The sequence below is a fragment of the Streptomyces sp. NPDC005566 genome (genome assembly GCF_040605575.1).
In the GTDB taxonomy this organism is placed as follows: Bacteria; Actinomycetota; Actinomycetes; order Streptomycetales; family Streptomycetaceae; genus Streptomyces.
In genome coordinates this window covers 152,103-171,943 of record NZ_JBEXDB010000018.1, presented here as the reverse complement: position 1 = coordinate 171,943, position 19,841 = coordinate 152,103, and the positions used below count along the sequence as shown (strand labels likewise).

At 68.8% G+C, this 19,841-nt stretch carries 19 protein-coding genes and 1 riboswitch; of the genes, 8 read left to right on the top strand and 11 right to left on the bottom strand.

Translation table 11 applies throughout. From position 1 onward, the window contains the following. Positions 1-168: 168 nt before the first annotated feature. The 5 genes from ABZS61_RS27045 to thrC form a co-directional block, all read right to left on the bottom strand. Positions 169-678 (bottom strand): DinB family protein, encoded by a 510-nt coding sequence (locus tag ABZS61_RS27045; protein WP_356426501.1) that lies wholly within the window; start codon positions 676-678, stop codon positions 169-171. A gap of 142 nt (positions 679-820) precedes the next feature. Further along, the gene (groL, locus tag ABZS61_RS27040; RefSeq protein ID WP_329208626.1) at positions 821-2,443 is read right to left on the bottom strand and encodes a chaperonin GroEL; all 1,623 of its coding nucleotides are present in this window, start codon (positions 2,441-2,443) and stop codon (positions 821-823) included. Between the two features lie 311 nt (positions 2,444-2,754). Then, complete coding sequence (locus ABZS61_RS27035) at positions 2,755-2,961, bottom strand: cold-shock protein (protein ID WP_003967346.1); 207 nt, start codon at positions 2,959-2,961, stop codon at positions 2,755-2,757. 502 nt (positions 2,962-3,463) lie between these two features. Continuing rightward, positions 3,464-3,739: a MoaD/ThiS family protein gene (locus ABZS61_RS27030; protein ID WP_356426496.1), complete on the bottom strand. Its 276-nt coding sequence runs from the start codon at positions 3,737-3,739 to the stop codon at positions 3,464-3,466. A gap of 27 nt (positions 3,740-3,766) precedes the next feature. Beyond that, complete coding sequence (gene thrC, locus ABZS61_RS27025; protein WP_356426493.1) at positions 3,767-5,062, bottom strand: threonine synthase; 1,296 nt, start codon at positions 5,060-5,062, stop codon at positions 3,767-3,769. 18 nt (positions 5,063-5,080) lie between these two features. Further along, positions 5,081-5,208, bottom strand: a riboswitch (SAM riboswitch). Positions 5,209-5,361: 153 nt separating this feature from the next. Between thrC and ABZS61_RS27020 the strand changes: the two genes are divergently transcribed. Together ABZS61_RS27020 and ABZS61_RS27015 are read left to right on the top strand one after the other, a co-directional pair. Beyond that, positions 5,362-6,312, top strand: a complete 951-nt coding sequence (locus tag ABZS61_RS27020) for a glucosyl-3-phosphoglycerate synthase (protein ID WP_356426572.1) — start codon at positions 5,362-5,364, stop codon at positions 6,310-6,312. A 56-nt stretch (positions 6,313-6,368) separates the two neighbouring features. Continuing rightward, entirely contained in the window at positions 6,369-7,745 is a 1,377-nt protein-coding gene (locus ABZS61_RS27015; RefSeq protein ID WP_356426490.1) for a trehalose-6-phosphate synthase, read from the top strand. Positions 7,746-7,758: 13 nt separating this feature from the next. On the opposite strand, the gene otsB is transcribed toward ABZS61_RS27015, so the two are convergent. The 3 genes from otsB to ABZS61_RS27000 all read right to left on the bottom strand — a co-directional run bounded on the left by otsB (position 7,759) and on the right by ABZS61_RS27000 (position 10,247). Next, positions 7,759-8,628 carry a trehalose-phosphatase gene (gene otsB, locus ABZS61_RS27010; protein ID WP_356426487.1) on the bottom strand — a complete coding sequence of 290 codons (870 nt, stop codon included), beginning with the start codon at positions 8,626-8,628 and terminating at the stop codon, positions 7,759-7,761. Positions 8,629-8,719: 91 nt separating this feature from the next. Next, positions 8,720-8,959: a DUF3263 domain-containing protein gene (locus ABZS61_RS27005; RefSeq protein ID WP_356426483.1), complete on the bottom strand. Its 240-nt coding sequence runs from the start codon at positions 8,957-8,959 to the stop codon at positions 8,720-8,722. Positions 8,960-8,969: 10 nt separating this feature from the next. Next, positions 8,970-10,247 carry an extracellular solute-binding protein gene (locus ABZS61_RS27000; RefSeq protein ID WP_356426480.1) on the bottom strand — a complete coding sequence of 426 codons (1,278 nt, stop codon included), beginning with the start codon at positions 10,245-10,247 and terminating at the stop codon, positions 8,970-8,972. Positions 10,248-10,476: 229 nt separating this feature from the next. Here ABZS61_RS27000 and ABZS61_RS26995 point away from each other — a divergent pair, with 229 nt between their 5' ends. From ABZS61_RS26995 to ABZS61_RS26980, 4 genes are all read left to right on the top strand, one after another. Continuing rightward, entirely contained in the window at positions 10,477-11,409 is a 933-nt protein-coding gene (locus ABZS61_RS26995; protein ID WP_356426477.1) for an ROK family protein, read from the top strand. After that, a complete protein-coding gene (gene nagA, locus ABZS61_RS26990) occupies positions 11,409-12,563 on the top strand; it encodes an N-acetylglucosamine-6-phosphate deacetylase (protein WP_356426474.1) in 1,155 nt (384 codons plus the stop codon). The genes ABZS61_RS26995 and nagA overlap by 1 nt, the downstream gene beginning before the upstream one ends. 220 nt (positions 12,564-12,783) lie before the next feature. After that, positions 12,784-13,725 carry a 1-phosphofructokinase family hexose kinase gene (locus ABZS61_RS26985; RefSeq protein WP_356426471.1) on the top strand — a complete coding sequence of 314 codons (942 nt, stop codon included), beginning with the start codon at positions 12,784-12,786 and terminating at the stop codon, positions 13,723-13,725. 433 nt (positions 13,726-14,158) lie between these two features. Further along, the gene (locus tag ABZS61_RS26980; protein ID WP_356426468.1) at positions 14,159-14,578 is read left to right on the top strand and encodes a hypothetical protein; all 420 of its coding nucleotides are present in this window, start codon (positions 14,159-14,161) and stop codon (positions 14,576-14,578) included. Between the two features lie 82 nt (positions 14,579-14,660). On the opposite strand, the gene ABZS61_RS26975 is transcribed toward ABZS61_RS26980, so the two are convergent. Together ABZS61_RS26975 and cdgB are read right to left on the bottom strand one after the other, a co-directional pair. After that, positions 14,661-15,638 (bottom strand): CBM35 domain-containing protein, encoded by a 978-nt coding sequence (locus ABZS61_RS26975; RefSeq protein ID WP_356426464.1) that lies wholly within the window; start codon positions 15,636-15,638, stop codon positions 14,661-14,663. Positions 15,639-15,771: 133 nt separating this feature from the next. Next, entirely contained in the window at positions 15,772-17,427 is a 1,656-nt protein-coding gene (cdgB, locus tag ABZS61_RS26970; RefSeq protein ID WP_356426461.1) for a diguanylate cyclase CdgB, read from the bottom strand. 382 nt (positions 17,428-17,809) lie between these two features. On the opposite strand from cdgB, the gene ABZS61_RS26965 reads away from it, so the two are divergent. After that, positions 17,810-18,316, top strand: coding sequence for a flavin reductase family protein (locus ABZS61_RS26965; RefSeq protein ID WP_356426458.1), 507 nt, complete (start codon positions 17,810-17,812; stop codon positions 18,314-18,316). A gap of 163 nt (positions 18,317-18,479) precedes the next feature. Here ABZS61_RS26965 and arfB read toward each other — a convergent pair whose 3' ends face one another. Next, complete coding sequence (gene arfB / locus ABZS61_RS26960; protein WP_356426455.1) at positions 18,480-18,914, bottom strand: alternative ribosome rescue aminoacyl-tRNA hydrolase ArfB; 435 nt, start codon at positions 18,912-18,914, stop codon at positions 18,480-18,482. Between the two features lie 174 nt (positions 18,915-19,088). On the opposite strand from arfB, the gene ABZS61_RS26955 reads away from it, so the two are divergent. Further along, positions 19,089-19,664 (top strand): TerD family protein, encoded by a 576-nt coding sequence (locus ABZS61_RS26955; RefSeq protein WP_356426452.1) that lies wholly within the window; start codon positions 19,089-19,091, stop codon positions 19,662-19,664. The last annotated feature ends 177 nt before the right edge of the window (positions 19,665-19,841 follow it).

The window sequence follows — 19,841 nt, the reverse complement described above, 5'->3', positions numbered from 1 at the left end:
TTTCTCTCGGAAGGTGGGGCGACAGTAGGGCGCGCCGCAGCACCGACACAAGAGTTCTGCCAGAACCTTTCTGACTGATGATGAATACATGCAGAGTCACGTCATTTTTTTGCGTTCACTGTTCGGGCGCAGAGCAGCCGGTCCACGGCTCGGACCACCCGGTGGCGCTCAGGCCCCCACGACGCCGTCGACGCCTTCACGCAGGAAGTCGGCGTGCCCGTTGTGGCGGCCGTACTCCAGGAGCACGTGCACCATCACCATCCGCAGCGACACCTCCTTCTCCCAGCGCGGCTGGAGGCCCGTCAGGTCCAGGGACCCGGCCTCCCGCTCGATCCGGCGCGAGTTCTCCACCTCGGCCTCCCAGGCGCCGAACGCCTCCTCCCTGGTCGAGGCGCTCGCGTCGTACGCCGCCTGGAAGTCGATCCGGTCGGACCAGACCATGGGCGCCTCGTTGTCCTCGAACACACGGCGGAACCAGGCCCGTTCCACTTCGGCCATGTGCCGCACCAGCCCGAGCAGCGACAGCGTGGACGGGGACATCGACTGCCGCCGCAGCTCCTCGTCGTCCAGCCCCTCGCACTTCATGGCCAGGGTGGCTCGGTGGTAGTCGAGAAAGGCCCGCAGCGTCTCGCGCTCGCTGCCGGAACTCGGCGGCCCGGTCCGGGAGTCGGTGGTCATGGGTATGCGCTCCTCGCGAACGGGTGCAGGGGCCATCAGTATCCGGTACCGGCGAGGGGACGCGACGACGCCGGCCCCCGGGAGGAATCCCGGGGGCCGGCGTCGTACAGGTACTGCGTGGAGCTGCTGATCCCGAGGGGGATCAGAAGTCCATGTCACCGCCCGGCATGCCGCCCGGAGCGGCCGCAGAGGCCTTCTCCGGCTTGTCGGCGATGACGGCCTCGGTGGTGAGGAACAGCGCGGCGATGGACGCGGCGTTCTGCAGAGCGGAGCGCGTGACCTTCGCCGGGTCGATGATGCCCTCGGCGATCATGTCGACGTACTCACCGGTCGCGGCGTTGAGGCCGTGACCGATCGGCAGGTTGCGCACCTTCTCGACGATGACGCCACCCTCGAGACCGCCGTTGACGGCGATCTGCTTGAGCGGGGCCTCCAGCGCGAGCTTGACGGCGTTGGCACCGGTGGCCTCGTCGCCCGTCAGGTCGAGCTTCTCGAAGACGGCCGTGGCCTGCAGCAGCGCGACGCCACCACCGGCGACGATGCCCTCCTCGACGGCGGCCTTGGCGTTGCGCACCGCGTCCTCGATGCGGTGCTTGCGCTCCTTGAGCTCCACCTCGGTCGCGGCGCCGGCCTTGATGACGGCCACGCCGCCGGCCAGCTTCGCGAGGCGCTCCTGGAGCTTCTCGCGGTCGTAGTCCGAGTCGGAGTTCTCGATCTCGGCACGGATCTGCTTGACGCGGCCCTGGACCTGGTCGCTGTCACCCGCTCCGTCGACGATCGTGGTCTCGTCCTTGGTGATGACGACCTTGCGGGCCTTGCCGAGCAGGTCGACGCCGGCGCTCTCGAGCTTGAGGCCGACCTCCTCGGAGATGACGGTGCCACCGGTGAGGATGGCGATGTCGCCGAGCATGGCCTTGCGGCGGTCACCGAAGCCCGGAGCCTTGACGGCGACGGACTTGAAGGTGCCACGGATCTTGTTGACGACCAGGGTCGACAGGGCCTCGCCCTCGACGTCCTCCGCGATGATCAGCAGCGGCTTACCCGACTGCATGACCTTCTCGAGCAGCGGAAGGAGGTCCTTCACGTTGCTGATCTTGGAGTTGACGATCAGGATGTACGGGTCGTCGAACGACGTTTCCATACGCTCCATGTCGGTCGCGAAGTACGCCGAGATGTAGCCCTTGTCGAAGCGCATACCCTCCGTGAGCTCGAGCTCCAGACCGAAGGTCTGGGACTCCTCGACGGTGATGACGCCTTCCTTGCCGACCTTGTCCATCGCCTCGGCGATCTTGGCGCCGATCTCGGTGTCGGCAGCGGAGATGGAGGCCGTCGAAGCGATCTGCTCCTTGGTCTCCACATCCTTCGCCTGCTCCAGCAGAGCGGCGGAGACGGCCTCGACGGCCTTCTCGATGCCACGCTTGAGAGCCATCGGGTTGGCACCCGCGGCGACGTTGCGCAGGCCCTCACGGACGAGCGCCTGAGCGAGAACGGTTGCGGTGGTCGTACCGTCGCCGGCGACGTCGTCCGTCTTCTTGGCGACCTCCTTGACCAGCTCCGCACCGATCTTCTCGTACGGGTCCTCGAGCTCGATCTCCTTGGCGATGGAAACACCATCGTTGGTGATCGTGGGCGCGCCCCACTTCTTCTCGAGGACGACGTTTCGGCCCTTGGGGCCGAGGGTGACCTTGACGGCGTCGGCGAGCTGGTTCATCCCGCGCTCGAGACCGCGCCGTGCCTCCTCGTCGAACGCGATGATCTTGGCCATGTGAAGTGGTCCTCCCGGACAGGGGTGGATTTCTCCGGACCGAGAGGCGCCCGCGACGGACGGCCAGCGTGCTCAGCGGTTCCTTGCCCCGTGAGCCTGCGGGCCTCACCGGCCCGGTCCAAGTTTCTGTCACTCTCACCTGGAGAGTGCTAACGCCAATGATTAGCACTCGACCCCTGCGAGTGCAAGCGTCCCCCTCCAGATGTGGACAACAGTCGGGGGCGCACGAAGACGCACGCAGGGCCCGTACCCCTCTTCGGAGGTACGGGCCCTGCGTGCGTGAGTAGTGTCGTTGGCCGACCGCGCCGAGCTCAGCCGACGGCGAGCTTGACCATGTCCGCCTGCGGCCCCTTCTGGCCCTGCGAGATTTCGAATTCAACTCGCTGACCCTCTTCGAGGGTGCGGTACCCGTCCATCTGGATCGCGCTGTAGTGGACGAAAACATCCGCACCACCGTCGACCGCGATGAAGCCGTACCCCTTCTCCGCGTTGAACCACTTGACGGTGCCCTGAGCCATGCCTAACTCCCCTATTACTGGCCCTTGCACAGGACCGCACTTCGCGGGCCCGGGTCAGAACTCACCCTCCGACAGGAGAGGGTGGCGTGCGCCGGAACGCGTCGACCGCGGCCGAATGTATCTGCCCAACTGCCCTCTGCAACAGGGCAATCGGACGAGAATTCTGGGCACAGCTGAACGCCCGGATAGGTGGAACTCGTGCGATTCCAGGGCAAGTCGGGCCTGACAAAGGCCACTTATGGCGCAAGGAGTTCACGTACTTTGGCTGCTTCTTATCGCGACCGGGCGCATTCTCATATGCGGGCGGCACAGGCAGCGGAGGGGACTTCCCCAACTGTACCGCGCTCAATCATGCAGAATTGCCCCCTCCGCTTCTCTTGCGGAGGGGGCAACGGTGTTCACGCTGTGAAGTCGTACAGGAGGCTCGGCCTCCGCCTCGGAGCTCGGCGGCCGGCCTCCGTCACGGGGCTCGACGGTCGCCCGCAGGCACGTGGCCCGGCGGTCAGCCTCCGGCGACGGCCGGGATGATCGAGATGCCGGCGCCGTCCGGGGTCGCCGTCTGCAGGCCGCCCTCGAAGCGCACGTCGTCGTCGTTGACGTACACGTTCACGAAGCGGCGCAGCTTGCCCTGGTCGTCCAGGACGCGGGCGGCGATGCCCGGGTGATTCGTCTCCAGGGACTCGATGACCTCGGAGAGGATCGTGCCCTCGGCCGGGACCTCGGCCTGACCGCCCGTGTAGGTGCGGAGGATGGTGGGGATACGGACCTTGACGCTCATGGGGTGCCTTCCTTCGGTCTCGGGTGGTCAGCTGGCGGCGAGGCCCGCGTCGCGGAACGCGTCCAGGCTCGGCCGGATCGTGGCCGACAGGCCGGTCGTCGGGGCGACGGCGTCCAGCGTCTTCAGGCCGTCACCGGTGTTCAGGATGACGGTGGTCAGCGTCGGGTCCAGCAGACCGGCGTCGATCAGCTTCTTCGTCACACCGACCGTCACACCGCCCGCGGTCTCCGCGAAGATGCCCTCGGTGCGGGCCAGCAGCTTGATCGCGTCGACGACCTGCTCGTCGTTGACGTCCTCGACGGCACCGCCGGTACGCCGGGCGATGTCCAGGACGTACGGGCCGTCGGCCGGGTTGCCGATCGCGAGGGACTTGGCGATCGTGTTCGGCTTCTGCGGCCGTACGACGTCGTGTCCGGCCTTGAAGGCGGTGGAGACCGGGGAGCAGCCCTCGGCCTGGGCGCCGAAGATCTTGTAGGGCCTGTCCTCGACCAGGCCGAGCTTGATCAGCTCCTGCAGGCCCTTGTCGATCTTCGTGAGCTGCGACCCGGACGCGATCGGGATGACGATCTGGTCGGGCAGCTGCCAGCCGAGCTGCTCGCAGATCTCGTACGCCAGGGTCTTGGAGCCCTCGCCGTAGTACGGGCGGAGGTTGACGTTGACGAAGCCCCAGCCCTCACCGAGCGGGTCGCCGATGAGCTCCGAGCAGAAGCGGTTGACGTCGTCGTAGTTGCCCTCGATGCCGACCAGTTCGCCGCCGTACACCGCGGCCATGACGACCTTGCCCTGCTCCAGGTCGTGCGGGATGAACACGCACGAGCGGAAGCCGGCACGGGCCGCAGCGGCGCCCACCGCACCGGCGAGGTTGCCGGTGGAGGAGCAGGAGAGCGTGGTGAATCCGAAGGCGCGGGCGGCCTCGACGGCGATCGCGACGACACGGTCCTTGAAGGAGTGCGTCGGGTTGCCGGAGTCGTCCTTGACGTACAGACCGCCGGTGACGCCCAGCTCACGGGCGAGGTTGTCGGCCTTGACCAGCTTCGTGAAGCCGGGGTTGATGTTGGGCTTGCTCGCGACATCGGCCGGAACCGGCAGCAGCGGCGCATAGCGCCAGATGTTGTCGGGGCCTTCGGCAATGCGCTTCTTGAGCTCTTCCGGGGAGCCGCTCGGCAGGTCGTACGCCACTTCGAGCGGCCCGAAACAGGACGCACAGGCGAAAATGGGGCCGAGCTCGAAACGCTCGCCGCATTCGCGGCAGGAAAGTGCTGCGGCGGAACCCAGGTCCACGGCAGAAGAATCGGTGTTCGCTGCAACTGTCTGAACAGACATGATGGCGGAGGCCCTTTCTCCTCATCTTCCTCGCGGCGTATTTCGCCACAAGACGGAATTGGCACCTTCCCTACCGTGACCTCGCGGTCGGCAGGAGGGTTGCCGGGACTTCAACGGGCCGTTCCCTCAGTCCCTCTGGATGAGCGCTATGGCACCGGACCATCGATCCGGGCATTTATTCGCGGACCGACCCCGACATGCGAGGGCCATCCGCGTTGTTCAAGACTGTAACCGAAGCCCTGGACGATTGAGATAGTCGTCCGAACCGCGAGATGGATCACATACAGGGAGTATCGACCGTGCTGGAAGAGGTGGAACGCTGGCTGACCAGGCGTTCCTGGTCGGCCGATGACCGCCCGCTCGACCGCCTCACGGCCGCGCGCGCGAGGGATCCGCGCCGCGCCCGGGTGAGCGTCGTCCTGCCCGCCCTGAACGAGGAGGCGACGGTCGGAGCGATCGTCGAGGAGATCCGGCGCGAGCTGATGGAGAAGGTCCGGCTCGTCGACGAACTGGTGGTGATCGACTCCGGTTCCACCGACGCCACCGCCGACGTGGCCCGCAGGGCGGGTGCCAGGGTGGTGCACCGGGACGCGATACTCCCCCGGATACCGGCCGTACCCGGCAAGGGCGAGGTGCTCTGGCGGTCACTGCTGGTGACCAGCGGCGAGATCGTCTGCTTCATCGACGCCGACCTCAAGGACTTCTCCGCGGACTTCGTCTCCGGGATCGTCGGCCCCCTGCTGACCGACCCCGAGGTCCAGTTCGTCAAGGCCATGTACGACCGACCCCTGGGAGAAGCCGCAGGCCAGGGCGGCCGGGTCACCGAACTGGTGGCACGCCCGCTGCTCAATCTGCACTGGCCGCAGCTGGCCGGCTTCGTCCAGCCGCTGGGCGGCGAGTACGCCGTACGCCGCTCCCTGCTCGAACGGCTCCCCTTCCCCGTCGGTTACGGGGTGGAGCTGGGCCTTCTCGTCGACGCCCTGCACACGGTGGGCCTGGACGCGCTGGCGCAGGTGGACGTCGGGGTACGCAAGCACCGCCACCAGGACGGCCAGGCACTCGGCCGCATGGCCGCGGCGATCTACCGCACCGCCCAGCTGCGGCTCTCCCGGGGGCATCTGGTGCGGCCCGTGCTCACCCAGTTCGAACGGAGCGAGAGCGGCTTCGTACCGCGCACCCATGCGGTGGACACCGAGGAGCGGCCGCCGATGCGGGAGATCACGGAGTACGCGTCCCGCCACGCGGCGTGACGTTTCACGGAGGGCTTCGCGTTTGGCGGCTTCCCGAACGGGCTAGGTTCGGGTACATGGTCTCCGAGCACTCTGCCCAGGTCCTCGTCGCGTCCAACCGCGGCCCCGTGTCCTATGCGCTGCGCGAGGACGGCACGCTCGACTCGAAGCGCGGCGGGGGCGGCCTCGTCTCCGGTCTGAGCGCCGTCGAGGACAAGCTGTGGGTGTGCGCGGCTCTGGGCGACGGCGACCGCGAGGCGGTCAGGCGGGGCCAGTCGGAACCCGGCGTCCGCATGCTCGACATCGACGCCGGAGTCCACGACGACGCCTACAACGGCATCGCGAACTCGGTGCTCTGGTTCGTCCACCACATGATCTACCAGACACCGCTGGAGCCGGTGTTCGACGCCGAGTTCCGGCGGCGGTGGGCGTCCTTCGAGGCGTACAACCGCGCCTTCGCCGAAGCCCTCGCCGAGGAGGCGGGCGTGGGGGCGGCGGTCCTGGTCCAGGACTACCACCTGTCGCTGGTGCCCGGCATGCTCCGCGAGCTCCGCCCCGACCTGCGGATCGGCCACTTCTCGCACACCCCGTGGGCCCCCGTCGACTACTTCCGGCTGCTGCCCGACGACATCGGCGAGCAGCTGCTGCGCGGCATCCTGGGCGCCGACCGGGCCGCGTTCCTGACCCGCCGCTGGGCGGACGCGTTCATCAGCTGCTGCACGGAGATCCTGGGCGGCACCGGCCGCACCCGGATCGGGGTGCACGGGCTGGGCGCCGACGCGGACTTCCTGCGCCGTCGCTCCCACGAGGCGGACGTGGACGAGCGGATGGAGACGCTCCGGGAGCAGGTCGGCCCCGGCAGGCGGACGATCGTGCGGGTGGACCGCACCGAGCTCTCCAAGAACATCGTCCGCGGGCTGCACGCCTACCGCGCCCTGCTGGAGGAACGCCCCGAATGGCGTGAGCGGGTGGTGCACGTGGCGTTCGCCTACCCCTCCCGGCAGGACCTCGCGGTGTACCGCGACTACACCGCCGAGGTGCAGCGGGTGGCCGACGGGATCAACGCGGAGTACGCCACGGAGGGCTGGACCCCTGTCATCCTCCACGTCGACGACGACTTCGCCCGCTCGCTCGCGGCGTACCGGCTGGCGGACGTGGCTCTGGTGAACCCGATCCGCGACGGCATGAACCTCGTCGCGAAGGAGGTCCCGGTCGTCTCCGACAGCGGCTGCGCGCTGGTGCTGTCGCGGGAGGCGGGGGCGTACGAGGAGCTCGGCGAGGACGCCGTCGTGGTCAACCCGTACGACGTGTCGGCCACGGCGGCGGCGCTGCACGAGGCTCTGACGATGGAGGACGACGAGCGGAGCGCGCGCACGAAGCGGCTGGCCGCCGTGGCGACCGCCCTGCCGCCGCAGCAGTGGTTCCTGGACCAGCTGGACGCGCTGCGGGGCTGAGGGCGGGCGGCCCTCAGGGCGCCTGAGGCTTCCCCAGGTGCCCTGCCAGGGCGTCCAGCAGGCCCACCACGGCCGCCGGGCCCGGCAGCAGCAGGTCGGCACGCTCGGCGAGTTCGGGAACCTCGGTGCCGCTGCAGACCAGGAGGCCCGGGGTGCCGTCCGGGCCCTCGGCGCGGAGCTTCTCGACGGCCGCGTACGCGGCGAGGTCGCCCAGGTCGTCCCCGGCGTACAGGACGGATCCGGCGCCGACCTCACGTACGTACTCCGCGAGTGCCACTCCCTTGTCCATGCCCGGCGGGCGCAACTCCAGGACGAGGCGGCCGGGTTCGACGATCAGCCCGTGCCGGGCGGCCAGGTGCCCGAGGGGTTCGCGCAGGGATTCGAAGGCCACCTGCGGGTCGTCGGCCCGCCTCGTGTGCACGGCGACGGCCTGCCCCTTCTCCTCGATCCAGGTGCCGTGCCAGGCACCGACCTCGTGCAGGACGCCGGGGAGTTCGGCGCGGACGGCGGCGACGCCGGGGTGCGGGGCGGGCGCGTGCACGGTGCCGGTGACGGCGTCCCAGCGTTCCGCGCCGTAGTGACCGAGGACGACGAGGTGATCGAGGCCGGGCACCCCGGCGAAACCGCCGTACCGGACCGCGACGCCCGCGGGGCGGCCGGTGATCACGGCGACACTGGCGACCTGCGGCGCGAGCGCGGCGAGGGCGGGTACGGCACCGGGATGGGCCCGCGACTGCTCCGGGTCGGGCACGATGTCGGCGAGGGTGCCGTCGAAATCGAGCGCGATCACGGCGCGGCCGGGGCGCGCGAGGAGCGCGGCGAGGCCTTCGCGGCCGGCCTGGGTGGACGGGGTCGGCAGGGGGTGGTCCGGATTGCTGCCCATGCTCCGAGCGTATCGGTGACGGGGCGCTCGTGGTGGGGCCACGATCAACCCGCTCCGGCGGCGAGGACCTCCGTGCGGCGGGGCCCGGGGCTCAGCGCCGTCCGCGTCTCGCGTCCCGGACCCTCCGCAGCCGGTTCACCGTCACCGGATCCTCCTCGAGCGCCCGGCGGTCGTCGATCAAGGCGTTGAGGAGCTGGTAGTAGCGGACCGGCGAGATGCCGAGCTGTTCCCGGATGGCCCGTTCCTTCGCACCGGGTCCGGCCCAGGAGCGCCGCTCCAGGGCCAGCACCGCACGCCCCTGGTCGGGGAGCGGGTCGTCGGCTGCGGTCATATCAACCAACCTACTCCGCGGCCTCCGCCCGACGCGCCTCCTCCGAGATCTGCCCGAGGATGCCCTCCGGGTTGCCGTCCGGCTCCACGGCCGAGCCGATCTTCTCCTTGATCGCCTCGCTGGCCGTCGCCCAGGACGTCTTGCCGAACGGGTACAGCTGGGAGTTCGGCAGCGCCTCCAGGAAGTCGTACAGCGCCTTGTACTTGGCGTCCGCCTCCATCGCCTCGGACGCGCTGCCGGTCACGGGCAGCAGGTCGTACTGGTCGGCGAAGGCCAGCACGTTGTCGTCCGTGTACGCGAAGTCGAGGAACTTGCCTATCTCTTCGCGGTGGCCGTTCTCCTTGAAGCCCATCATCCAGTCGGCGACACCCATGGAGCCCTTGGAGGGCCCGTCGATGCCGGGCAGCGGGACCATGCCGACGTCGACGCCCTTCTTCTCGGCCTCCTGCATCAGCGTCGGGTGGCCGTTGAGCATCCCGACCTGGCCCTTGGTGAAGGCGTCGAAGGCCGTCGCCCGGTCGAGCTTGCCGGGGGCGACGGGGCCGGTGAGGCCCTTGCCGACGAGGTTGTTCCTCAGCCACTGGAAGGTGGCGATGTTCTGAGGGGAGTCGATGCTGTACGAGCCGACGTCGTCGGTGTAGCCGCCGCCGCCGCTGAGCATCCACATCATGGTCTCGGCCTGGGACTCCTCGGGGCCGAGCGGCAGGGCGAAGGGGTAGGTGACGTCGCGCTGCTTGAGTGCGGCGGCATCGCTCTGGATGTCGTCCCAGGTCTGCGGGGCGTCGATGCCCGCCTTCGCGAACAGCCCCTTGTTGTAGAAGAGCAGCCGGGTGCTGGCCACGAACGGCAGACCGTACAGCTCCCCGTCGACCTTGCCCGCGTCGCTGAGCGAGGGAAGGAAGTTGGACGAGGTGCGGATGGCGAGCATCTCGTCGGCGTCGTACAGCTTGCCCGCACTGGCGTAGTCGGCGTACGCGCCGATCTGCGCGATGTCGGGGGCGTCGCCGGCCTTCACCATGGCGGCGACCTCGCGGTCGACGTCCTTCCACGACAGGACGTTGACGTCGACCTTGATGCCGGGGGTGGCCTTCTCGAACTTCCGGGCGACGTCGTCCCAGTACTTCTCGGAGCTGTTCTCCGCGCCCGTGCCGTAGTCGGCGGCGACGAACTTCAGGGTGACCTCCCCCGAACCGCTCTCCGTGCCACAGCCGGACAACGTTGCCGTCATGCCGAGTGCGGCCACCGCCGCGGTCAGACCCACCAAGCGCCGCTGCACAGACCTGTCCATCCCTCTGGGTTCGCACCGATGACCGATCCGGCGATGAGCCGCGATCCTGCCTCACGTCCACTGCGGAGGTCTACACCACCGGAGTATCGATTCGGCAATCTATCCGACCCCTCGGGGCCGGTCGGAGGGGGGACGGGCGGGCGCACACACGAGTCATTTTGTATGGATGGTCAACAAACCGCGATAGTGGACTAGACCTTTTAGGGGTCGCCGGGCGAAACTGTCTTCCGTGAGACACGTCATCGCCCTCGATGTGGGCGGCACAGGAATGAAGGCCGCACTGGTCGGGGCCGACGGCACCCTGCTCCACGAGGCGCGCCGGGCCACCGGCCGCGAGCGCGGGACCGAGGCAGTGGTCGAGACCATTCTCGGGTTCGCGGCGGAACTGCGCGCGCACGGCGAGGAGCGGTTCGGTACGCCCGCCGTCGCCGTCGGGGTCGCCGTGCCCGGGATCGTCGACGCCGAGCGCGGGATCGCGGTCTACTCCGCCAACCTGGGCTGGCGGGACATGCCGCTGCGGAAACTGCTCGGCGAACGGCTCGGCGGCCTGCCCGTCGCGCTCGGTCACGACGTCAGGGCCGGCGGCCTCGCCGAAGGCCGGATCGGCGCGGGCAGGGGCGCGGACCGCTTCCTGTTCGTGCCGCTGGGCACCGGCATCGCCGGGGCCATCGGCATCGCGGGCACCATCGAGGCGGGTGCCCATGGTTACGCGGGCGAGATCGGCCACATCGTGGTCCGGCCGGACGGCCCGGACTGCAACTGCGGCCAGCGCGGCTGCCTGGAGACCCTGGCCTCCGCGTCCGCGGTGACCCGGGCCTGGGCCGCCGCGTCCGGGGACCCGGACGCCGACGCCGCGGACTGTGCGAAGGCGGTGGAGTCGGGCGACCCCGCAGCCCGGCGCGTATGGCAGAACGCCGTCGACGCACTCGCCGCCGGACTGGTCACCGCGCTGACCCTGCTGGACCCCCGCACGCTCATCATCGGTGGCGGTCTGGCCGAGGCGGGGGAAACCTTGTTCACACCACTGCGTGCGGCTGTCGAGGAACGCGTCACGTTCCAGAAGCTGCCTCACATCGTCCCGGCGGCCCTCGGGGACACCGCCGGATGCCTGGGCGCAGGGCTGCTCGCCTGGGATCTTCTCTCCACGGAGGTATCCGCCTGATGGCCGGACGCGCAGACAGCACAGTTCTCGCAGGTGCCCGGGTGGTGCTTCCCACCGGCACGGTCGAGGACGGCCGGGTGATCGTCGACGGCACCCGGATCGCCGGCAGCACGCCGGAGGGCGCCCGGACCGTCGACCTTTCGGGCCACTGGGTGGTCCCCGGTTTCGTGGACATGCACAACCACGGCGGCGGTGGCGCGTCCTTCGCCACCGGCACCGCCGAGGACGCCCTGACCGGAGCACGCACCCACCGCGAACACGGCACCACGACCGTCGTCGCCTCCACGGTCACCGGCGACATGGACTTCCTGGCCCGGCAGGCCGGCATGCTCTCCGAGCTGGTGGAGCAGGGCGAGCTCGCCGGTATCCACTTCGAGGGGCCCTTCATCGCGCCCTGCCGCAAGGGTGCCCACAGCGAGGAACTGCTCCGCGACCCCGACCCGGCCGAGGTCCGCAAGCTGCTCGACGCGGCACGCGGCACGGCCAAGATGGTCACCCTCGCCACCGAACTGCCGGGCGGCATCGAATCCGTACGGCTGCTCGCCGAGCACGGGGTCATCGCCGCCATCGGGCACACGGACGCGACGTACGAGCAGACCGTCGAGGCGATCGACGCGGGCGCCACCGTCGCCACGCACCTCTTCAACGCGATGCCGGCACTCGGCCACCGCGCACCGGGTCCGATCGCCGCCCTCCTGGAGGACGAGCGGATCACCGTCGAGCTGATCAACGACGGTACGCACCTGCACCCCGCCGCCCTGGAGCTCGCCTACCACCGCGCGGGCTCCGACCGGGTCGCCCTGATCACGGACGCCATGGACGCGGCCGGGGTCGGCGACGGCCGCTACGTGCTCGGCCCGCTCGCCGTCGAGGTCAAGGACGGCGTGGCACGCCTGGTGGAGGGCGGCTCGATCGCGGGCTCCACGCTGACCCTGGACACGGCGTTCCGCAGGGCCGTCACCATCGACAGGATCCCCGTGGAGGACGTCGTACGGTCCATCTCCGCCAACCCGGCACGGCTGCTCGGCCTGTACGACAGGGTCGGCTCGCTCGACCCGGGCAAGGACGCCGACCTCGTGGTCCTGGACGCGGACTTCGTGCTCAAGGGCGTCATGCGCCGGGGCGAGTGGATCGTCGAACCCCCACTCGGATGACGGCGGCCGGGAAGGCGCCCACAAGGATGTCCGCGAGGACGCCCCTCTGTTGACGCCCTGTTGACGCCCAGTTGACGCCCTGTTGAACACGTAACGAAGAGACGGCGGTTGGCCCGGAGGTCTGGGACGGCCGCCGTCTCTTTGACATGATCACCGGGACGGCGCCGCGGAGGAGACGGCGCGCAGGGACGAACGACCAAGGAACCGGGGGCCGGTACAGGTGATACTGACCGTCACGCTGAACACGGCACTCGACCTCACGTCCACCGTCCCCGCCCTCGTCCCGCACACCAGCCACCGCATCGGCGAGATGACCGAACGCCCGGGCGGCAAGGGCCTGAACGTGGCCCGGGTGCTCTCCGCGCTGGGGCACGACACGGTGGTCACGGGCTTCGCCGGAGGCGCCACCGGCGCCGTCCTGCGCGACCTGCTCGCGACGCTCCCCCACCGCCCCACGGATGCGCTCGTCACCATCTCCGGGAACACCCGCCGCACCCTCGCCCTGGTCGACCTCTCCACCGGAGACACCACCCAGCTCAACGAACCCGGACCGCAGATAGGCGCCCACGAGTGGGCCGCCTTCCTGCGCACGTACGGGGAACTGCTGCCCGGAGCCGAGGCGGTCGCCCTCTGCGGCAGCCTGCCGCCCGGCATACACGTCGGGGCGTACGCCGAACTGGTCCGCCTCGCCCGCGGCGCCGGCGTTCCCGTCCTCCTGGACACCGGCGGTGAACCCCTGCGCCGTGGCATCGCGGCCCGGCCCGACCTCATCAAGCCGAACGCCGACGAGCTCGCCCAGCTCACCGGCGCACGCGAACCTCTGCGCGCGACACGTGACGCCCGCCGCCGCGGCGCGGCCGGCGTCGTCGCTTCACTGGGGGCGGACGGCCTGCTCGCCGTCACCCCCGAGGGCATCTGGCAGGCCGCACCGCCGTCCGCCGTCCGCGGCAATCCGACGGGCGCCGGCGACTCCGCCGTGGCCGGACTGCTGTCCGGCCTCGCGGAGGGCCTGAGCTGGCCGGACCGGCTGGCACGGGCGGTCGCCCTGTCGACGGCGACCGTACTGGCCCCGGCGGCCGGCGAGTTCGACCGCGCGACGTACGAGGATCTGCTGCCCCGCGTCACGGTCGTCGAACAGCAGGGCACGGGCACAGGACTGTAAATGTACGGCTCCGCCTCACACTCATCCAATGACGCCGGGCGGTGATAAAGGCACCCACCTTGGCCACCGAAGACGGTCCTGAACGTCCGCACATCGAAGCGGCCGTCCCGCGCTGTCGGGCAATTCTCGTAGCCGCTTTCGAACCGGACCGCACACCCAGGGTGGCTCACTGACGCCGCCACCCGTGGATCAACGAGTGCAATAGTCCGCCAGACCGACTGGTAGCACCCAGTGCTTACCCCTCTACCATCAGCGGATACGGGGCGCATCTGGCCAGTAAAACCTCTCCCGGCACTTGAGCAGAATCAGGTTGATATGCACCAAGAAGCGCATCAAGAACGGTAAGCTCGAATCTGGACAATATGTCTTTATCCGATAAATGAAACTCGACTAAATCCCTCATCCGAACCAACCGCGTGGTAATATCCAATTCGTGACCACAAAGAAGCACGTCATTCGAGCAATCGGAATTGCCACAACAACAGTCGCCCTGACACTGACTATGTCAAATTCGGCACAGGCCATCCCCTATTCGGCCGAATGCAGCACCACGGGCGCCTGGGCCAAGGTCAGCACCGATCGAGACGGCGCCGACGACAGAGTCGACTTTGTCATAAACTTCAGCGACACTCTCGCAGATGGCCACCATGCCAGGGCACGTCTCGTCACGAAGGACGTCAACGGGATAATCAAAAGGTGGCAATGGCACAAGGACACAGACGGGTCGAACAACGGAAACGTACGCTACGCCTCGTATGCCATCAACAGCTCCGGGATATTCTCCGTGGGAATCGACGCCGCCCGATTCGAGGGTGACACATTGCTGAACGCCTGCACCAAGTTTGGCGCGTAACCTACCCCCATCCCGTTTGAATAATGCAGAGACGCCCCTTGATCCGGACCATACTCCGGATCAAGGGGCGCCTTTCGGTCCCTCAAGATCCGGAGGCCGACGTCACCTCGACCCAATCAAGGATGACATCGCACTGATTGCCGACCTCACATGAGAGCCTGATTTCGTTCGAACCCTTTCTCAGGTCAACTGGAGCCCAGGTGGTTTGCCAGTTCTTCGCCAAATCTGCATCCGAAGATTTAATGAAGTTCTTAAGCCCGATGGGCTGCCCGTTTTTCTCGCCGTTGACCGTCAAAGTGGCGTTCGCATCCTTTGCAGGAATCGCGTAACGAACTTCCAAACGGTAAGAGCCCGCATTCTTAATATCTGCCTGCCATGTCACCGACGAACCGACCTGGTTGAACCCGGTGACATACATGCCATTCGCTCCTTTGGAGCCCTTGACCGAGTTGTCCAGACCAGCTGCGCCGCCGAGGGACAGCGTCGCCGCGTCCTGCTTGGGCAGCTCGACGGGCTCCTTCGAGGGCTTCGCCGAGTCCTCGGTCTTCGGGGACTCCTTGACCTCACCGGCCGGACCCGCCGACGTGCCGGCCTCGTCCTTCTTGTCGTCGTCGCCCGTCATCAGGGCGGCGCCGATGCCGATGAGAACCACGGCGACCACGGCGACCGCCGCGATCAGCAGCGCCTTGGTGTTGGGGCCGCCACGGCCCGGACCCGCACCGCGGCCACCGCCGTGCGGCGGGACCTGCGAGGAGCCCGCACCCCCCGGATACGTCTCGGGGGCCGCATACTGCGCGTTCGGCTGCCCGTACTGCGGCGGGGCCTGCTGGCCGTACGCCTGCTGCGGCGGAACCTGCCCGTACTGGCGCTCGCCGACGGTCCGCACCTGGTTGTACGAGGTTCTGGGCACGCCGGGCTGTGCGGCCGGTCCGGGGTAGCCGTAACCACCCTGACCACCCTGTCCGGGCGGCTGGGCTCCTGCCGCTCGTCCGTCCTCGTACAGATAGCCGAACGGATCGTCGTCCTCGGGCTTGCTCGCGCCGTTGTTCCCGGCCGTCATCCCTGGGTCACTCCTCACCATGTCGCCAGCCGTCGCCGACCGGCCGAGCCTACCCCGAACGGAGCACGCGCCGAATTGCCCTCGACCGACCGGGAAACCGGGGCGGGGTAAGGGGACTGCCGGGGCGTGAACGTCAGCCGGCTCGGCGGTGAACCTTCGATCGGGACCGCTTTTCCACATACATCCGCTGGTCGGCGGAGCGCAGGACCTCTTCCACGGTCATGCCGCACTCCGCCCAGCCGATACCGAAACTCGCCCCGACCCTGACTGCCCGGCCGTCCACCCGGATGGGCGGAATGATGGCGTTACGCAAGCGTACGGCCAGATCTGCGGCATCTGCGGCCCCCAGGCCGTCTGCGAGGACGACGAATTCGTCACCCCCGAGCCGGGCGACCGTGTCACCGTCCCGTACGCAGGTGGTGAGCCGCCGTGCCACCTCGATGAGAACCGCGTCACCCGTGTGATGTCCGAAACGGTCGTTGATCGACTTGAAGCCGTCGAGGTCGCAGAAGAGCACCGCGAGGCCCTTCGCCCCGTCGTCGCGCTCCATGTCGGGCGCCACCGTGTGCACGTGGTGGTCGTACGGGCCGCCGCCGACCGCCCCGTCACGCTCGTAGCCGTCGGATCGGTAGCCGTGCGTACGGGAGGCCTCGACATCCCCGTACGCCGCGTCCAGTGCCTCGATCGCGGTCGACGCGACCGAGTACGGCCTCTCACAGAGCCGGGCACTCAGCCGGGAGCGCAGCTCGGCGCTGTTGGGCAGGCCGGTGAGGGCGTCGTGCGAGGCGCGGTGCGCGAGATTCAGCTCGTTGCGCTTGCGCTCCTCGATGTCCTCGACGTGCGTGAGCAGGAAGCGCGGGCCGTCGGCGGTGTCGGCGACGACCGAGTTGCGCAGCGAGACCCAGAGGTAGGTGCCGTCCCTGCGGCTGAGCCGCAGCTCGGCGCGCCCGCCCTCGGCGGAGGTGCGCAGCAGGGTGCCGATGTCCTCGGGGTGGACGAGGTCGGCGAAGGAGTAGCGGCGCAGTACGGAGGCGGGGCGGCCCAGGAGACGGCAGAGCGCGTCGTTGGTGCGCAGCAGCCTGCCGTGCTGGTCACCGCCCATCTCGGCGATGGCCATGCCGCTCGGAGCGTACTCGAACGCCTGGCGGAAGGATTCCTCGCTGGCCCGCAGCGCCTGCTGTTCCCGTTCGAGCCTCACCAGGGCACGCTGCATGTTTGCTCGCAGCCGGGCGTTGCTGATCGCAATGGCGGCCTGGGACGCGTACATCTGGAGGGCCTCACGGCCCCAGGCTCCGGGCCGGCGGCCGTTGCGGGGCCGGTCGACGGAGATGACGCCCAGGAGGTCCAGTCCACCGCCGGAGGCGTACATGGGGGCGTAGAGGCGGTCCAGGGGATGCCACTCGTCCTCGAAGCGGGGCTCGGGGCCCTCGGTGTGCCACTGCGGTACGTCGTCGTCGAGGAGGACCCAGCCCTCGGTGTGCGGTATGAACCGGAGCCCGTCCCAGGCCTCACCCATGGACAGCCTGCGCTCCCAGGAATCCCGGGAGCCGACACGGCCGGTGATCAGGGCTTCCGCGGCGGAATTGCCGGCGAAGGCGGCCACGACGAGATCACCGTCGGGCCGGACGAGGTTCACACAGCCCAGTTCGTAGCCGAGGCCGGCGACGATGCCGTCGGCCACGGTCTGAAGCGTGTCCGCCAGACTCCGCGCCGTATTGAGATCAGCGACGGCCTGGTGCAGCTGCCGCATGGTCGCAAGGCGGACGTACGGCTCCGACTCGGCCTCCATTGCTCGCACTCCCCGAGACCTCGACAGCAACTCCAGGTTTCATATCGACGCACTTGTTGCAGTGTCACGGCCACTGAATCACAGTGAGCTGTGCCCCCGGTACACAGGGTCAACAAATATTGCTCTCTGTGACTCAAGTCACAACAGGATGATAAAAGAACCACGATCCTACTCCCGGAGGGCTCCTGTCCCTTCCTGAACGCAAATCCGCCGCGTCACCGGCGGCGCGCAGGCCCGGACCGGACCGGTGGTCCAGGAGTCCTAGGACCCGGCTGGTCCCCTGGACCGATGCGACCGCGCACCGTACGGCACTAGCGTGCCGGATGTGCTGCAGAAGACTCCCCCCGCCCCGCGCTCCGAAGCCGTCCCCCATCCTGAGGGGGTGAGCAACGACGAATTCCGCGCCGCCCTGGCCCGACTGGCCGCCGGTGTGGTGCTGATCACCGCCCAGGAACCGCCGCTCGACGAACACGGCCGCGGCGAGGACGTAGGGATGACGGCGACCGCCTTCGTCTCGGTCTCGCTGGATCCGCCGCTGGTGATGGTGAGCCTGCGCAACGACTCGCGGATGGACGACCTGTTGGCCGAGCAGCCGCTGTGGGCGGTGTCGGTGCTCGCGGAGAGCCAGCGCCAGATCGCCGGGCGGTTCGCCATGAAGGGCCGTATCAGCGACCGGCTGCTGTTCGCGGACATCCCGTCCGTACGGGGAGAGGTGACGGGTGCGCCGCTGGTCGAAGGAGCGCTCGCGACGCTGGAGTGCCGTACCGAACAGCGGGTTCCGGCAGGCGACCACACGCTCGTGATCGGCCGGGTACTGACGGCCGGACTGCCGAACACGGACGGTGAACCGCTCGCGTACTTCAAGGGCCGCTACCGCCGACTGGGCTGACCGGCGTGGAGGGACGCGGCGTTCGCCTCGCCGCGGATGACCGGCGCGGAGGGACGCGGCGTTCGCCTCGCCGCGGATGCGCCGTCCTCACACCGCTCTCATGCCCGAGGCTCTGCCCGGGTAGCGGATGCCCGCCGCAGACCGCGCAACGGACCCGCGGCCGTCACCAGTCGCGGCCGGAGCGGCCCCGTTTCGTGTCGCCCCGCTGCTTCTTCTCGCGCAGCCGGCGCTCGTTGATGCCCCGCGGGATCTTCTTCTTGAGGCGCGGCCTCGGCGGCGGCGCCGTGGCCTCCGCCAGGAGCGCGGCGAGCCGCACGGCCGCCGTCTCGCGGTTGCGCCACTGGGAACGGTGCTCGGAGGCGCGTACCGCGACGACCCCGCCCACCAGCTTGTCGGCCAGCCGTTCCAGCGCCCGCGCCTTCCACACCTCGGGAAGCGCCTCGGTCGCCGCGAGGTCGAAGCGGAGCTCCACCTGCGTGTCGCTGGTGTTGACGTGCTGCCCGCCGGGCCCCGAGGACCGCGAGAAACGCCACATGAGCTCGGCCTCCGGCAGGGAGACCGCACCGCGGATGACATAGGGCCCGGACATGACACCCATGTTCCCTGGCCCACAGCCTGTTCGTCACCTTCTTTTGCGGGCGTTCGGCCAGAAGTTCGGCAAAGAAAGTAAAGCGAGCAGGAACCTCGTGGTCTATCGCCTGCGTTATGACATGTGACGGGTAGCTTTCGTGATGGCACGAAGCCCGCACACGACGAAGGAAAGGGACTTCCCATGGCAGTAAGCCTGTCCAAGGGCGGCAACGTCTCCCTCACCAAGGAGGCACCGGGCCTGACCGCCGTCACGGTCGGCCTCGGCTGGGACGTCCGCACCACCACCGGCACCGACTTCGACCTCGACGCCTCGGCGATCGCGGTCAACACCGCCGGCAAGGTCTTCTCCGACGGCCACTTCGTCTTCTTCAACAACAAGGCGACGCCGGACCAGACCATCGTCCACACCGGTGACAACGTCACGGGCCAGGGCGAGGGTGACGACGAGCAGATCAACGTCAACCTGGCCGGCCTCCCGGCGGACATCGACAAGATCGTCTTCCCGGTCTCCATCTACGACGCCGAGACCCGCAACCAGAACTTCGGCCAGGTGCGGAACGCCTTCATCCGCATCATCAACCAGGCCGGCGGCACCGAGCTCGCCCGCTACGACCTGAGCGAGGACGCCGCCACCGAGACCGCCATGGTCTTCGGCGAGCTCTACCGCAACGGCGCGGAGTGGAAGTTCCGCGCGGTGGGCCAGGGCTACGCATCGGGCCTGCGCGGCATCGCCCAGGACTTCGGCGTCAACCTCTGACGTCACACGCCCGTCCACCGGGAGCCCCCGGCCGCATCTGTCGGCCGGGGGCTCCCGTGCGTCATGACGTCATGAGTCTCCACCACCCGCCGCATAGCGGACACAAGCCCGCTCCAGTCGGACAAGAACTGGTCAAAAACTTGTGAGGCAATTGTCGGCACACGGTCAAAGCCGTCC